11 protein-coding genes are annotated in these 13,641 nt (G+C 44.4%); 4 read left to right on the top strand and 7 right to left on the bottom strand.

Features of this window, described 5'->3' with window-relative positions:
* Positions 1 to 26: 26 nt before the first annotated feature.
* The 3 genes from NL643_RS12910 to NL643_RS12900 all read left to right on the top strand — a co-directional run bounded on the left by NL643_RS12910 (position 27) and on the right by NL643_RS12900 (position 4,958).
* A complete protein-coding gene (locus tag NL643_RS12910; RefSeq protein WP_139059295.1) occupies positions 27 to 1,184 on the top strand; it encodes an efflux RND transporter periplasmic adaptor subunit in 1,158 nt (385 codons plus the stop codon).
* Between the two features lie 13 nt (positions 1,185 to 1,197).
* Entirely contained in the window at positions 1,198 to 4,350 is a 3,153-nt protein-coding gene (locus NL643_RS12905; RefSeq protein ID WP_253644542.1) for an efflux RND transporter permease subunit, read from the top strand.
* Positions 4,351 to 4,691: 341 nt separating this feature from the next.
* Complete coding sequence (locus NL643_RS12900) at positions 4,692 to 4,958, top strand: hypothetical protein (RefSeq protein WP_046873807.1); 267 nt, start codon at positions 4,692 to 4,694, stop codon at positions 4,956 to 4,958.
* Positions 4,959 to 5,601: 643 nt separating this feature from the next.
* On the opposite strand, the gene NL643_RS12895 is transcribed toward NL643_RS12900, so the two are convergent.
* The 6 genes from NL643_RS12895 to NL643_RS12870 are packed head-to-tail and all read right to left on the bottom strand — an operon-like array spanning position 5,602 to position 10,862.
* Complete coding sequence (locus NL643_RS12895) at positions 5,602 to 6,261, bottom strand: HAD family phosphatase (protein WP_104972302.1); 660 nt, start codon at positions 6,259 to 6,261, stop codon at positions 5,602 to 5,604.
* 2 nt (positions 6,262 to 6,263) lie between these two features.
* Positions 6,264 to 7,283, bottom strand: a complete 1,020-nt coding sequence (locus tag NL643_RS12890) for an ABC transporter ATP-binding protein (protein ID WP_109168901.1) — start codon at positions 7,281 to 7,283, stop codon at positions 6,264 to 6,266.
* Positions 7,280 to 8,068, bottom strand: a complete 789-nt coding sequence (locus tag NL643_RS12885; RefSeq protein ID WP_213898012.1) for an ABC transporter permease — start codon at positions 8,066 to 8,068, stop codon at positions 7,280 to 7,282. Before NL643_RS12885 ends, NL643_RS12890 begins: the two co-directional genes overlap by 4 nt.
* A 2-nt stretch (positions 8,069 to 8,070) precedes the next feature.
* Positions 8,071 to 8,961: an ABC transporter permease subunit gene (locus NL643_RS12880; RefSeq protein WP_253644541.1), complete on the bottom strand. Its 891-nt coding sequence runs from the start codon at positions 8,959 to 8,961 to the stop codon at positions 8,071 to 8,073.
* The gene (locus NL643_RS12875; protein ID WP_253644540.1) at positions 8,958 to 9,782 is read right to left on the bottom strand and encodes an alkaline phosphatase family protein; all 825 of its coding nucleotides are present in this window, start codon (positions 9,780 to 9,782) and stop codon (positions 8,958 to 8,960) included. The genes NL643_RS12880 and NL643_RS12875 overlap by 4 nt, the downstream gene beginning before the upstream one ends.
* Before the next feature lie 12 nt (positions 9,783 to 9,794).
* The gene (locus tag NL643_RS12870) at positions 9,795 to 10,862 is read right to left on the bottom strand and encodes an ABC transporter substrate-binding protein (protein WP_074189835.1); all 1,068 of its coding nucleotides are present in this window, start codon (positions 10,860 to 10,862) and stop codon (positions 9,795 to 9,797) included.
* A 210-nt stretch (positions 10,863 to 11,072) separates the two neighbouring features.
* Between NL643_RS12870 and NL643_RS12865 the strand changes: the two genes are divergently transcribed.
* The gene (locus NL643_RS12865; protein WP_085569182.1) at positions 11,073 to 11,801 is read left to right on the top strand and encodes a UTRA domain-containing protein; all 729 of its coding nucleotides are present in this window, start codon (positions 11,073 to 11,075) and stop codon (positions 11,799 to 11,801) included.
* A 62-nt stretch (positions 11,802 to 11,863) separates the two neighbouring features.
* Here NL643_RS12865 and NL643_RS12860 read toward each other — a convergent pair whose 3' ends face one another.
* A complete protein-coding gene (locus NL643_RS12860; protein ID WP_005392697.1) occupies positions 11,864 to 13,450 on the bottom strand; it encodes a BCCT family transporter in 1,587 nt (528 codons plus the stop codon).
* Positions 13,451 to 13,641: the final 191 nt, after the last annotated feature.

Genomic DNA, 13,641 nt, shown 5'->3' with positions numbered 1-13,641 from the left:
AAAACAACAATAAAAAAGGATTTTCGATGTTAGCAAAACCCGTATTACGTTGGCTTTTACCTTTCGTTGTCGTTGGTGGATCTTATGCAGGATATGCTGCAATCGCCGCGACAGCTCCGGAAAAAGAGTCAACCAAAGATGCCATTACAGAGCCTACCGTTCAGGCCTCTTCTCTTTTTCCTACCGATCATAAAGTGGTGATAACCAGCCATGGTGAGTTAGTCCCTTTTGAAAAAACACATCTTTCCGCGCAAGTCAGTGGTGAAGTGATAAGTTGGCACCCTAATTTTGTAACGGGTGGGATCGTGAAACGAGGAGAAGTGCTGTTCACGATTGAAAGTGACAACTACGAAGCGTCGGTTTTGCAAGCCGAGGCCAATTTAGCTAGCGCACGTGCGAGCTTGATTGAGGAGCAAGCCAAAGCGGAAGTGGCAAAACGTCAGGCCAAGAGACTGAGCGATAAGCAAGTGACAGACCTGTATTTACGTAAGCCTCACGTTTTGAGCGCGCAAGCGCAAGTGAAGTCGGCTCAAGCGGCACTCAAACGAGCAAAAAGAGATTTAGAAAATTGCAAAGTCGTAGCACCTTACGATGCGCTGGTTGTTGAGCGTGATATTGGTGTTGGTCAATTTGTCACATCTGGCTCTCGAGTTGCCACGCTAAACAACATTGAAGTGGCGGAGGTGCACGTACCAATCGCCGGTTTTGATAGTGCATTTTTACCTGAATCCATTGGTGAGCTCACTGCGACAGTAACGCAGCAAGGTGTGTTTTCTACCACTAGAGAAGGTCGAGTGGTTCGTGATTTAGGCATGATTGATAGCGCTACCCGAATGATTAACATGGTCATTCAAATCGCTGACCCATACGGTGTCGATAATCAGCAGCCTCCAATTAAATTTGGCTCCTACGTTGAAGTGAGCTTCACAGGTAAGGAGCTAAAGCATATCTATCGCCTGCCACAGGAATTAGTCAAAAATCGCACGGTATGGGTAGTGAATGGTGAGAATCAACTTCAACCTCGGACGGTAACGGTCTTGAGAGCAGAAGGTGAATTTTTACTTGTGGGGGAAGGCTTAGAGCAAAGTGATAAGTTGGTACTTACCTTGCCGGAGTACCCTCAAAAAGGCATGGCGGTACAAATCGCAAAAAAGAGTGACGACTCCGAAACCGTCGTACAGTAAGTAGGAGTTTGTCATGGAAGATACTAAACAAAAGGGCTTAATTGCTTATTTTGCGAATAACCCCGTCGCTGCCAACCTTTTGATGGTGTTCATCATCATCATGGGTGTGGTCAGTTTTCTCTTTATTCAAAGGCAGATGTTTCCGAACATTGAGGTGAACTACATTGATGTTCGTGCGACTTATCCTGGCGCTTCACCTCAAGAAATTGAAGAAAGTATTCTCGTTAAGGTTGAGGAATCGATTAAAGATGTCACCGGGATTAAAAAAACGGTCTCAACGGCCTCTAGAGGTAGCGCGTATGTCTCTATCGAGGTAGACGTTAATGCTGATATCAAGCGTGTCTTGGATGATGTAAATCAACGCATTGATACTTTATCCAACTTACCTGCCGGTATGGAGCCGATCAATGTCTACCAAGTTGAGTGGCGTCAAGATGTGATAGAAATGGGGTTAGTTGGGGACCGACCGCTTGAAGAGCTCAAACCCATTGCTAAGCAAGTCGAGGATGAATTACTTCAACTCAAAAATGTCATGTTGGTGTATTTGAGTGCACCAGAGGAAGAGATAGCGATTGAAGTTGATCCACTCGTTCTTCGTAAATACGACTTGACGTTGAGCGATATCAGCAGCGCGATCAGTCGTTATTCTGCCAACTTTTCTGCGGGCGAAGTCAAAACAAACTCAGGGATGATCGCAGTAAGGATTGAAAATCAGTACTACCGTGGTGATGAGTTTAGGAATATTCCTGTAAAGCTTGGCGCAAATGGTGCGAAGGTTTTACTGCAAGATATCGCCACGATCAAAGATGGCTTTACGGAAGAAGAGCGCTACTTTGAGTACTCAGGGCAAAATGCGATCTACATGTCTGTTGAAGCGACTCGTGATCAGAACATTATCCCTGTTGCCGAGTCTGTTCGTAATTATATCGAAGCAAAAAACAAGACATTGCCGCAGGACGTTAAGCTCAAAGTCTTAGTGGATACGACCTATTATTTAAACGGTCGTCTCGACATGATGTTGAAAAATTTGCTGCAAGGCGCTGCTCTAGTAGCGATTATGCTGACAATTTTCTTGCGCTTTCGCTTGGCAATGTGGGTAATGATTGGGCTGCCAGTGTGTTTTCTTGGCGCGGTGATGATGATGCCTGCATTAGGGATCACGGTAAACATCGTATCTCTTTTTGCCTTCATTATGGTGCTCGGTATTGTGGTCGATGACGCCATCGTGATGGGAGAGAGCGCCTACAGCGAAATTGAAGAAAAAGGCGGTGGCGTCGAAAATGTGGTTCGCGGTGTCAAACGTGTTGCCACGCCAGCTACTTTTGGCGTTTTAACCACAATTGCCGTGTTTGCCCCTTTCTTGTTGTCTAGCGGTATTGATAGTGCTTTCTTCTATGGTATTGCGGGCGTTGTGATTCTTTGTTTGATCTTCAGTTTGATTGAATCGAAGTTAATCCTTCCTGCTCACCTCGCACATACTCACTTTAAGCCAGTTAAACCTGGTGGCTGGCGTGACCGATTTAACCAACGCTTTTTTGGCTTTGTAAACGGCACTTATCGTAACTTTGTCACGACATGTACGCATTGGCGCTGGACAGTGTTTGCTGTGTTTTGCGGTTTGCTGCTGATCAGTGCGGCTTTGGTCAACGCGAATTATGTTCGGGTGATCCCTAACCCTAAAGTGCCTACTGATTATCCTGCGATCACTATTGAAATGAACGATACCGTTTCAAGTGAGCAAACAATCAGTGCTCTTAAGACCATCGAACGTGTGATGCAAAAAATTGAATCAGAGACCATCGCAGAACATGGTCAAGGTATGATTCGTGATGTGCTTTCATACAACAGAAGCCGTACCGAAGGCCGTGTTTTGGTGCCATTGGTTGATGAGGAATTACGCCCGTTCAATACATTTGAACTTGCTCGACGTTGGCGTGAAGCTATGCCAGTTATTCCTGGAATGAAGAGCATCAAAATCCGCGAGCAGAGCGCGGGTGGCGGTGACAGAGATGAGTTTGGTTACTTGCTGTTTGGTTCTAATATTAATGAATTGAACGAGGCTGGGCGTTACTTGATAGAGCGTTTACAGCAGGAAGAAGGGTTATACGATATTTCATCTTCTATTGATTCAGGAAGTAAAGAAGTACTCCTCTCTCTTGCGCCTGTAGCGTACGATCTCGGACTGGATCTCACCATGATCGCAGAGCAAGTGGGTGGCAGCTTCTACGGTGGTGAAGCACAGCGTCTTATTCGTGATGGTGAAGAAATCAAAGTTATGGTGCGTTACCCGCAACTGACACGTGAAGCATTTTCATCATTACGTTACGCTGTGATTACCACGCCAGCAGGTAAGAAGGTCATGCTGGGTGATGTGGTGAAGATCAACGAGCAGCCGGGCGTGAGTAGCATTCGACGTGAAGGCGGGTATCAAACCGTTTATGTCTATGGTTCGATAGACGAAGAATTGGTTGAACCTCAAGAAATCGTGAAGGTCATCGACGACAATATCTTACCGGACATGAAGCAAGTCTTCCCGAGTGTGAAAACGGAATTGGGTGGTGATATTGAAGAGCAGGCAGCGCAGCGTAATGAACAGATTCTGTTCTTTATTGCAGGCATGATCATCGTCTACATCTTGTTAGCCGTACCGTTAAAAAGTTATACCCAACCTTTGATTGTAATGTCAGTCATTCCATTTAGTCTGACGGGGGCGATTTGGGGCCACTTCTGGCTAGGTTTGGATATCAGTATGATGTCGACATTTGGTTTGATCGCTGCTGCTGGCGTGGTTATCAACGACTCTCTAGTTATGACAGATTACGTAAACCAAGTGAGAGAAAAGGGTATGAACATCAAACAAGCGGTGGTTGAAGCGGGCTGTGCACGCTTTCGAGCGATCACGCTCACCTCAATAACGACGTTTGCGGGTGTATTGCCGATTATGTTTGAAACGAGCTTGCAGGCGCGTTTTGTCATACCAATGGCTGTAGCTTTGGGCTTTGCGGTGTTGTACGCAACGATTCTGACTTTAGTGCTGGTGCCTTGTTTGTATTTAATGCTTGAAGATATTAAAAATATTTTCAGATCGATTAAGAGGTTTATCCATCGTTTGATTAATCGTTTCAGAAAGTCGCCAGTGACGTCGAGCGTTGAAGTAAATGTATAGAGTTAACAAGCTTGATGTTAACGATTAGGAGCAGCCTTCGGGCTGCTTTTTTATTTCTGTATTTTGATTCAAAGCAGTTCTAGAGTGGGTTGTTACGTAATTTATTCGATGAAAGAACAGCGAGAAAATCTCCTGATAAACTATTCTTTTTATGAATGCTTTTTCGTGTTTAATTCTCTTGGTTAATTTAACACTAGGTTAGCGAAATTTACCAGATGGAGATAATGATGAATATATTGCCTTGGTTAAGTTATTGAAAAATAACAAAATAAAAGTTGGCATCGTATGTGCAGTATATAAATTGTAACTAAAACGAACTGCTAATCCTCAAGGAGCTTATTATGAAAAGCGTATTTCTATCTACTCTAAGTCTTATTGTTGTAATGTCATCACCAATCGCTGCTGCTAACACTTTAGACAAAGAGGAGTGGAGCTCAGATTTACGTCAGGACTTTTCTGAAATGAAGCATGAAGCTGTAGCAGATATTCAGCAAATGAATATGGATGCCATCCACGCACGCGATGAGCGTATCGTGAAAAACATTAAAGATGAGCAAGAACAGTTAGTAAAGGTAACGTGCCACAAAGAGAAAGCAAGCAAGTCATAACCGCCGATAAAGAGACTAACAGACGGAAATGAATCCAATACGAGTTCAGTGCTAGTTAGCAGTAAGCACTGACCTTGTTGCTCTACTTGCCAGCCATAAAAGGCTGGCTTTTTTGTTTTTACTGCCAGACCAATAAAGCTGGAAGAAAAAAGCCCGCAAAGAATTTCCTCTGCGGGCGTAATAAAGGGCACCAAATTGGGTGTCTATTCATTTTGGAGGTGGTCGAACGTCCATATAAAACTGACAATAGGCTTGGTGAGAGGCTTACCACCAGCGCGACCAACGGAGCTAAAGTTAACATTGTTGCAATGATTGTTAAAATGTTAATTCTTCAATCAATGTTTTCATTATCGTTAGTCTGGATTGTGAATATGTTGTTCTATTGTTCCTGGAATGCTTGACTGTCGAATTTGAATACATCATGAGATATAGATGGCCCTTTCTTTATCCATTTTGGTTATATAAATCTTGTCATATCACACTGCTAAATCTTCATTATTTTTAATAATTCGACATGGCTTACGCCATTTTGTTACTGGTGTGTTTGTTTTTCGATGGTCTCAAATTTGAGTTCACGTATAACCAGACAATTAAAGGAAAAGAGTAGCAGTTAGCTGCCCTTTATTTCTATAAAGACTGAAGCCTAATTCCAACGTAATAGCATCCAGTTTGATCGATTCGCGTGTTCTTTTAGGCGTGGGCATGGATTTACCAGGTAGGTGTAATCTGCGTATTCACATAAAGGCAAATCGTTGATTGAATCGGTATAGAAATGGATTTCAGAATAAGGCTCAGGCTGATTTTCTAGCCACTGTTTTAAGCGCGTGACTTTACCTTCACGATAACTAGGGACACCGTCGATTTCAGCGGTATAACAGTTGTCTTTCTCAATTAAATCAATTCCGAGTACGGTTGGAATATTAAGACGGCGACCAACGGCTTCCACCAAAAAAGTGACGCTGGCAGAGATGATAACCATATCTATACCATCACGAGACAGTTGCTCAATCAGAGTTTTGGCTTGAGGAAATTGTTTAGCCAGAATATGGCTTTCAACACATTCTTCAACCAAGGCGTTTACTTCTTCAATCGGCATGTTTTCTAGTGGCTTCATGGAGAACGCTAGGTAATCTTCCATGTCCATTTTGCCTTCAGAGTACAAGGCCATTAGACGCTGATCTTCCTTAATAAATAAAGGATCAGTCGCGATGCCTCTCTCAACCATAAACTCGTTCCAAATCATTGCGCAGTCAGCGTTTATTAGGGTTTCATCCATATCAAAAACATACAAAGGTTTGGACATGTTTAGGCTCTCACTGGTTGTATTTCGTTTAGGTTAAAGAGTAGCTCTAGTTGGCTGCCATTCGCTAGTAAGCGTTCTGAAGAGCGGTTAAGTAAGTCAACAGTGAGCTCACACTCTTCAACGTTCACTTGATAGCGAATAATATTACCTAGAAGCTGGTGGTTGGTGATCGTACCTACTTGTGGCGCTGAGATGTGGCTATCATATTGACGACCTTGCTCTTTTACATATATAGACTCTGGGCGAATCGCTACTTTCCATTCGGTATCAATATTGAAGAGTTGCTTGGCTTTATTGGCCTCTACAAGGTTGTAGTGCCCCATGAAACCGGCCACAAACTCGTTAGCAGGATGAGTATAAATTTCTTCAGGTGTTCCTGCTTGAACAATTTCCCCTTTACTCATTAGGAAGATACGATCAGACATAATCATCGCCTCTTCTTGGTCATGAGTTACGAAGATAGTGGTGAGATTCATCTCTTTCTGAATATCTCGGATTTGCTGACGAAGATGTTTGCGGATTTTGGCATCAAGCGCAGAAAGTGGCTCATCAAGCAATAATATGCGAGGTTTAACCACCAACGCTCGGGCGAGTGCGACACGCTGGCGCTGACCGCCAGAAAGTTGATGTGGATAGTGTTTTTCTTTACCTGCCAGATCCACCAGTTTGATGACTTTAGCTACTTCACGTCGAATATCATCATTCGCAAGCTTTTTCATTTTTAAGCCAAATGCAATGTTGCCTTCAACGGTCATATTGGGAAACAGCGCATACGATTGAAAGACCATCCCAATACCACGCTCTTGCGGGACTTGATGCGTGATATCTTCTCCGTTTACCCAAATCTCGCCGCCATCGACAGGGTTAAGCCCTGCAAGGCTGCGAAGTAGCGTCGATTTACCACAACCGCTAGGGCCCAAAAGCGTAATGAATTCACCTTGCTCGATGTTAAAGTGAATGTCCTCAAATACGGTGTTATCACCAAAACGTTTAGTCAGATTTTTCGCTGTTACGTAGCTCATTGTTTGACTCCTCGGCTGAAACGACTTGCCAACCAAGTCAGTAAAAAAATAAATAGGAAGTAGGTCATCACTAAGGCAGACGTAAAGTGGCCGCTCGTCTGACGCATGTTATACAAGTAGATTTGCAGGGTTTCATAACGTGTGCCGACTAAAATATTGGCGAACACAAACTCTCCCAATAGAAATGAAAATGAAAGGAAAAGCGATGCCATCAGTCCTTTTTTGAGGTTAGGTAAAATGACCATCAAAAACGCTTTGGTTGTGCTTGCCCCTAGCAAGTGTGCAGCGTCCATTAAATCGTTAAGGTTAATTGCTTCAAAGCTATTAGAAATCGCACGATACATGAACGGTAACGCGATGGTGAAGTAAGTACCTACTAGAATCCAAGGAGTACCGATAAGGGAGATTTCACTGTCAGCATAAAGTTGAAGCAAGCCGACGGAGGACACCACTGGTGGTACAGCGAATGGTAGCAAAATCAATACGTTCATGAGCTTATCGAGCCTTGGAAAGTAGTAAAACACCACGAATATCGCTGGCAGAACTAGAATCACACTGAGGGTTAGCGAAGCAATACAAATAAACAGCGAACGCCCAAAAGCTTGCAAAAAGCGTGGGTCGGTCAGCAATTTAACGTACCAATCAAAAGTGAAACCATCCGGAAGCACAGTAGCGCCCCAGCGTGATGAAAGCGAATAGACAAAGGTCGCTAAAATCGGAATGAGCATGATCCCAACAATGGAATAAACCACTGTTTTATGGAATCGAGTATTAACGTTGTGCATGACTACTTCCTACCTGCATAGCTTTTCGAAATGAGCCATTGGTTAATCAATGTGATAAAGGCAAGTAACGCCATTAGAATCACCGAAATTGCAGCGGCGAGATTAGGTTCAAGGAACAGGTCTCCCGATACCAGACTCGCAATTCGAATTGTGATGACGTTATAGTTACCGGAGGTCAACGCATAAACACTCGCATATGCGCCGATTGCGTTGGCTATTAAGATAATAAAGGTACCGAACAAGGCTGGTGAGAGCACTGGCAGAGCGATTTTCGCCCAATACTGCGATGTTTTGGCTCCCAATAGCGCAGCAGCTGCTTGCCAATCATCACTCAGCGCGTCGAACGCAGGGTAGAGCAACAACACCGCCAGCGGGATTTGGAAGTAGATGTAAATGGCCAGCAGGCCCCATTTACCATAAAGGTCGAAATCACCGAGTAAGCCATACTGTTTGAGCAAAAGGGTAATTGCCCCATTGGTGCCTAAAATAATAATAAAAGCGAATGACAGAGGTACGCCTGCAAAGTTGCTGCTCATGTTCGTAAACGCAATCACACCGTCGCGGACTTTAGAATCGACTCTGCGTAGAGAAGAGACCAACAAAGTCGCAATGGCTAAGCCAAAAATGCTCGACCACACAGCTAACCACAAGCTGTTGCCAAACGCCTGCATCATAAAGGCGGAGTCGAGCACTTCAATGTAGTTATCTAAGGCAAGCTTGTCATCGTAGATAAAGCTGTTTAACAATACCCAAATCATCGGTGCAAGTTGAAATAGGTAGAAAAACAGCGCGAAAGGCGCCAACCAAACGGCTGGCTTAAAGCGCTTTAACCAAGTACTTGCCAAATTTGAGCGTGATTCGCTAGAGCTTGGGGAGAGGACAGAACTGCTCATAGTGCTAACAATTCCTGAGTGTATGGCTTGGTGTGGTCAAGGTTTAGCAATTGACAAACGGTGCCACAAATATCAGTTTGCTTAATATGACAATCTTGATGGGTAAACTTATCACCAATGACAAACAGGGGAACTTCTCGCTCTTCAGGTAAAATCCCACCGTGAGAAAGATCGTTGTTCATGCCATGATCGCTGGTCACAATGATTTGATACCCATCAGCAAGCCATTGTTCGATGTAGTTGGAAAGAATAATGTCTGCACCTCGCGCACAATTGCGGTATTGGCGAGAGTCTAGGCCAAACTTATGTCCTGTATCGTCGATATTCATCGGGTGGATCAGTAAAAAATCAGGTTGATAGTTGCGACGTAAATACTCTCCATCCAGGAACAAGGCTTCATCAGGATAATGATCCCAATGGTAAAAGCAGCCGTGCTGGATATTCAGGGTTTCATCATGCGTGAAACGATCGCGAACAGGTTCAAATGGCGCGCGATTATAAAGCTCACTGACCCAGTGGTAGGCAGCCGCAGCGGTCACTTTGCCTTGGGATTTTGCCAAACTGAAAATGGAATCGTGTTTGGATAGACGAACGATATTGTTGTTTACGATGCCGCTTTCTACAGGGCGAACGCCCGTTAAAATGCACTCATAAAGTGGGCGAGACGTTGAGGGCAACTCACACTGCACAGGATAAAGCGTTGCGCGAGTTTCTTGTTGGGAACGACTTTGTTCTAGAAGACCATTGAGGTAGCCCATGCAATCACGGGCTACCTGATAGTTCAGTCCATCTAGAACAACAAGGATGACCTTATTGCTCATAACGACTCACTCTTATTGCTGGTGGATTAAGACACTTTCTTGCCATTGACGTGGCAGCTTACGTGCTGACTTTTCCCAAGCTGAGAAGTCAGTCACTGGGTGAACATTGCTGTATTGATCATTAGCAATTAGCTTGTCTTGCACTGCTTGAGGCAGTGTGATGTTGGTGCGGATTGGACGCGCATAACCTTCTGCTAAGTTGATTTGCCCTTGATCGCTGAAGATGTACTCACGAGCAAGCTTTGCTGCATTAGGGTTCTTCGCGTATTTATTGATTATGGTTGTATAACCAGAAATCACAGAGCCATCTTGAGGAATGCTTACTGTAAAGCGGTCGCGGTCAATTTTGTCGCGGTAGTTCAACGCATTGAAGTCCCACATGATCGCCACTTCAACTTCGCCTTTTTCTAGGTTGGCGATGTTCGGATCGGTAAATGAAAGACGACCTTGCTTCGCGAGTTCAGAAAAAAATTTGAGCGCAGGCTTGAGGTTGGATTCGTCCCCACCGTTGGCGAACGCTGCGGCGAGAACCGCGTTGTTTGCCTGTGCTGCTACGCCTACGTCACCTACGGTCACTTTGTAGTCGCCTTTTAATAGGTCATCCCACGTTTTTGGCGCGTCTTTTACGAGGTTATTGTTGGAGATAAAAGAAATAGTGCCAGTGTAAGCAAGTGCCCAATGACCATCTTCGTCTTTTGCCCAATCTGGAATGTCATTCCAAGTTGTTGGTTTGTATGGTTGAGTGACGCCTTTTTTAACCGCTACACGTGCGAAGGCAAAGCCTACGTCACCAATGTCTGCGGTCGCGTTGTTCTTCTCAGCTTCGAATTTTGCGATTTCTTGAGCCGAGCTCATATCCGTGTCTTGGTGCTTAAGGTTGTAATTTGACTTTAAATCAGCCCAAGTGTCTTTCCAGTTCGCCCAACTGTCAGGCATACCTACACTGTAAACCGCCCCTTCTTTTTGTGCTGCGGTAACCAATGACTCAATATCGGCTTCTTTCGCTACTGTTGGTGCTGCAAGCGTTACCGCGATGATTGCCGCTGGTGCAGTAATTGAACGACTTAGCAAAGTTTTCATTGTCTCCATCCTTCTGGACTAGGTCAGTAAGTTCGCTTTGTATGCTATGGATGGAATGTGACGATTTAGCGCAAGTAATTTGACAGTTTTTATGAATTTCTATGGCACTTATATTTCATACGCTCAATATGTGTTCTGTTGATTAATGTCATATTTTTGTTACTTACACGCCTTATGTTGTTCATCAAATTATCGTTGGACTAGATCAGAATGAGAGCGACAGGCACCGGACAATTTGGTACCCAATTAGGAAAAATTAGAAGCAGCTTAAAGCAGCAGATTCTTTCCGGCATCATGTCGGAAGGACAAAAATTGCCATCAGAAAGAGAGCTCAGTGAACTATTTTCTACGACTCGAATCACTATCAAAGATGCATTGGTGTCTTTAGAAACTGAAGGCCTGATCTACCGAGAAGAGCGTCGTGGCTGGTACGTATCTCCAGAGCGGATCTGTTACAACCCGTTGTCTCGTTCTCACTTCCATCAAATGATTAGAGAGCAGCATCGTATTGCAGAAACCAAGTTACTCAACGTACGAAGTGAAATGGCTGCAGGTGAATATGCAAAATCGTTAGAGGTTGAGCGAATTACCCCAATTTATGTGATTGAACGGTTGCGTTTTATTGATGGGCGAGCGGTATTGTTTGTTGAAAATGTACTCAAAGCGGCACTGTTTGAAGGCATATTGTCCGAGAACCTCACCATGTCGCTGACGGGCATTTATCGTGAGAAGTATGGTTACGAGACAAAGCGCTCTCGTTTTGATGTGATTCCAACGTCAGCACCTGCTCATGTCGCTAAAGCGTTGAACTTGGCTGAAGGACAGCCGGTTCTGAAAATTCGTCGAGTAAACTACAAACAAGATGGCAAATTAATGGACTGCGAATTCGAGTATTGGCGTCCAGATGCAGTGATGATTCGCATTGATAGCGTAGGATGAAGTGCAGAATTAAAAAGAGCCCAATGAAGGGCTCTTTTTCGCATATTGGTTAGAGAGGCGGTTTAAACTAGTCCTTGCTCTTTTGCCATTTTACTTGCGATGCCAGGCGCTTTCCAAATGCTTGGCAGCAAAATGAAAGACACAGGCACGGCGGTAATTACAATGAAAGACTGCAATGCAGAAATACCACCAGAGCCCATTGAGATAAGCGCAATAGCGACAATACCCATCATCAAGCCCCAGAATGAGCGAATCACTGCGTTTGGTTCTGTTGAGCCCGTCATTACTACACTGATTGTGTAAGTCATTGAGTCACCCGTCGTCACGATAAATGTTGTCGTTAAGATCAGGAACAGAACCGAAATGATCATTGGATAAGGTAATTCACCCGTAATCGCTAGCAGTGCTGCAGGCAAGTTAAAGCCTTCAAACGCAGATGAAATCAAGCCAGGGTTATCAAGCTCAAACGCAAGGCCACTGCCGCCAACAATACTAAACCAGAAGCAAGTAATCAGCGGTGCTGCGATGCTAATAGACATGATCAGCTGGCGAATTGTACGACCACGAGAGATACGAGCAATAAAGATCGCCATCATTGGGCCATAACCGATAAACCAACCCCAGAAGAATACTGTCCACCAGCTTAGCCAGCCCGTATCACCACGGTAAAGCGCCATTGGGAAGAAGTTATCTACCATGCGACCAACGCCTTGTACATAGCCATCAACAATAAAGCTTGTCGGTCCAAAGAACAGGATGTAACCAATTAACAGCACAGACAAAATAATGTTGTAACGACTGACGATTTGAATACCTTTGCTTAAACCGCTTAGTGCGGAAAGGGTATACATCAGGATCGCTGCCATGATAACCATGCTTTGCGTTACGAACGTATCTGGCAGGCCAAACAATGAGTTTAGCGCGTAGCTAATTTGTAAACCTAAGAAGCCTATAGGGCCGATTGTTCCTGCTGCTACGGCAATAATGCTACATGCGTCAGCAACATCACCAATCCAGCCTTTAATGGCTTTATCGCCAAACACAGGGTAAAGCAGAGTACGCGGCTTAAGAGGCAGGCCTTTATCGTAATGCAAGTGCATTAAGACAATGGAAGATAGACCACCAAGGATCGCCCAAGCTAAGAAGCCCCAGTGCATAAAAGACTGAGATAGAGCATTGATTGCGGCAGTTTTCGGTGAAGCTTCACCGTATAAAGGTGGGGCAGTCACAAAGTGCGCGATAGGCTCAGCAGCGGCCCAGAACACACCACCACCTGCAAGTAGGGTACAGAGTACAATTGACAACCACTTAAAGTTATCAATATCAGGTTTCGCTAGACCACCTAGACGCACATAACCAGTGCGACCAAACGCAAGAGCCAAACCAATAAGGAAATTCAGAAGAAGCAGTACTTGCCAGTAAGCTCCGAAATATTTAGTAGCAAAGCCGAAGCCGGTGTTAACCATTGCGGTTAGAGAGTCGGTATTCGTTAGGGCAAGTAAAACGAATAGAGTGAGGAAGCTACCACTTAACCAAAAGACAGGATTGGTGAGTTCGAGGCGCTTGAGCAGAGATGGGGGATGAATAGCAGAATAGTCAGCATCCTGAATAGGCGCTGTGTGGGAGGCGGCATTCGTCATATTTGACATAATTACTTCGCTTTTTAGGGCTATGAAGCCGTGCATTTCCCCTCACATCGTTTCGACGAAAAGTGTGAGGATGTTCAAAAAGCCGATGATGTTAACATGTCGAAGTTGCAAATATAACCTTAGATTTCGATTAATTTTTAACAGGTTAGCCAAGTTGCTGATTTTTGGGTAGAGATCAAAGGAAAGTGTTT

The organism is Vibrio sp. Y42_MX_L11, from assembly GCF_024181785.1.
Taxonomy (GTDB): domain Bacteria; phylum Pseudomonadota; class Gammaproteobacteria; order Enterobacterales; family Vibrionaceae; genus Vibrio; species Vibrio diabolicus.
The sequence above is the reverse complement of the archived record's forward strand: the minus strand, read 5'-3'. Positions and strand labels throughout refer to the sequence as shown.

Coding starts and splice junctions, on each gene's coding strand:
- NL643_RS12910 (WP_139059295.1), top strand. CDS start 27: ATGTTAGCAAAACCCGTATTACGTTGGCTTTTACCTTTCGTTGTCGTT.
- NL643_RS12905 (WP_253644542.1), top strand. CDS start 1,198: ATGGAAGATACTAAACAAAAGGGCTTAATTGCTTATTTTGCGAATAAC.
- NL643_RS12900 (WP_046873807.1), top strand. CDS start 4,692: ATGAAAAGCGTATTTCTATCTACTCTAAGTCTTATTGTTGTAATGTCA.
- NL643_RS12895 (WP_104972302.1), bottom strand. CDS start 6,261: ATGTCCAAACCTTTGTATGTTTTTGATATGGATGAAACCCTAATAAAC.
- NL643_RS12890 (WP_109168901.1), bottom strand. CDS start 7,283: ATGAGCTACGTAACAGCGAAAAATCTGACTAAACGTTTTGGTGATAAC.
- NL643_RS12885 (WP_213898012.1), bottom strand. CDS start 8,068: ATGCACAACGTTAATACTCGATTCCATAAAACAGTGGTTTATTCCATT.
- NL643_RS12880 (WP_253644541.1), bottom strand. CDS start 8,961: ATGAGCAGTTCTGTCCTCTCCCCAAGCTCTAGCGAATCACGCTCAAAT.
- NL643_RS12875 (WP_253644540.1), bottom strand. CDS start 9,782: ATGAGCAATAAGGTCATCCTTGTTGTTCTAGATGGACTGAACTATCAG.
- NL643_RS12870 (WP_074189835.1), bottom strand. CDS start 10,862: ATGAAAACTTTGCTAAGTCGTTCAATTACTGCACCAGCGGCAATCATC.
- NL643_RS12865 (WP_085569182.1), top strand. CDS start 11,073: ATGAGAGCGACAGGCACCGGACAATTTGGTACCCAATTAGGAAAAATT.
- NL643_RS12860 (WP_005392697.1), bottom strand. CDS start 13,450: ATGTCAAATATGACGAATGCCGCCTCCCACACAGCGCCTATTCAGGAT.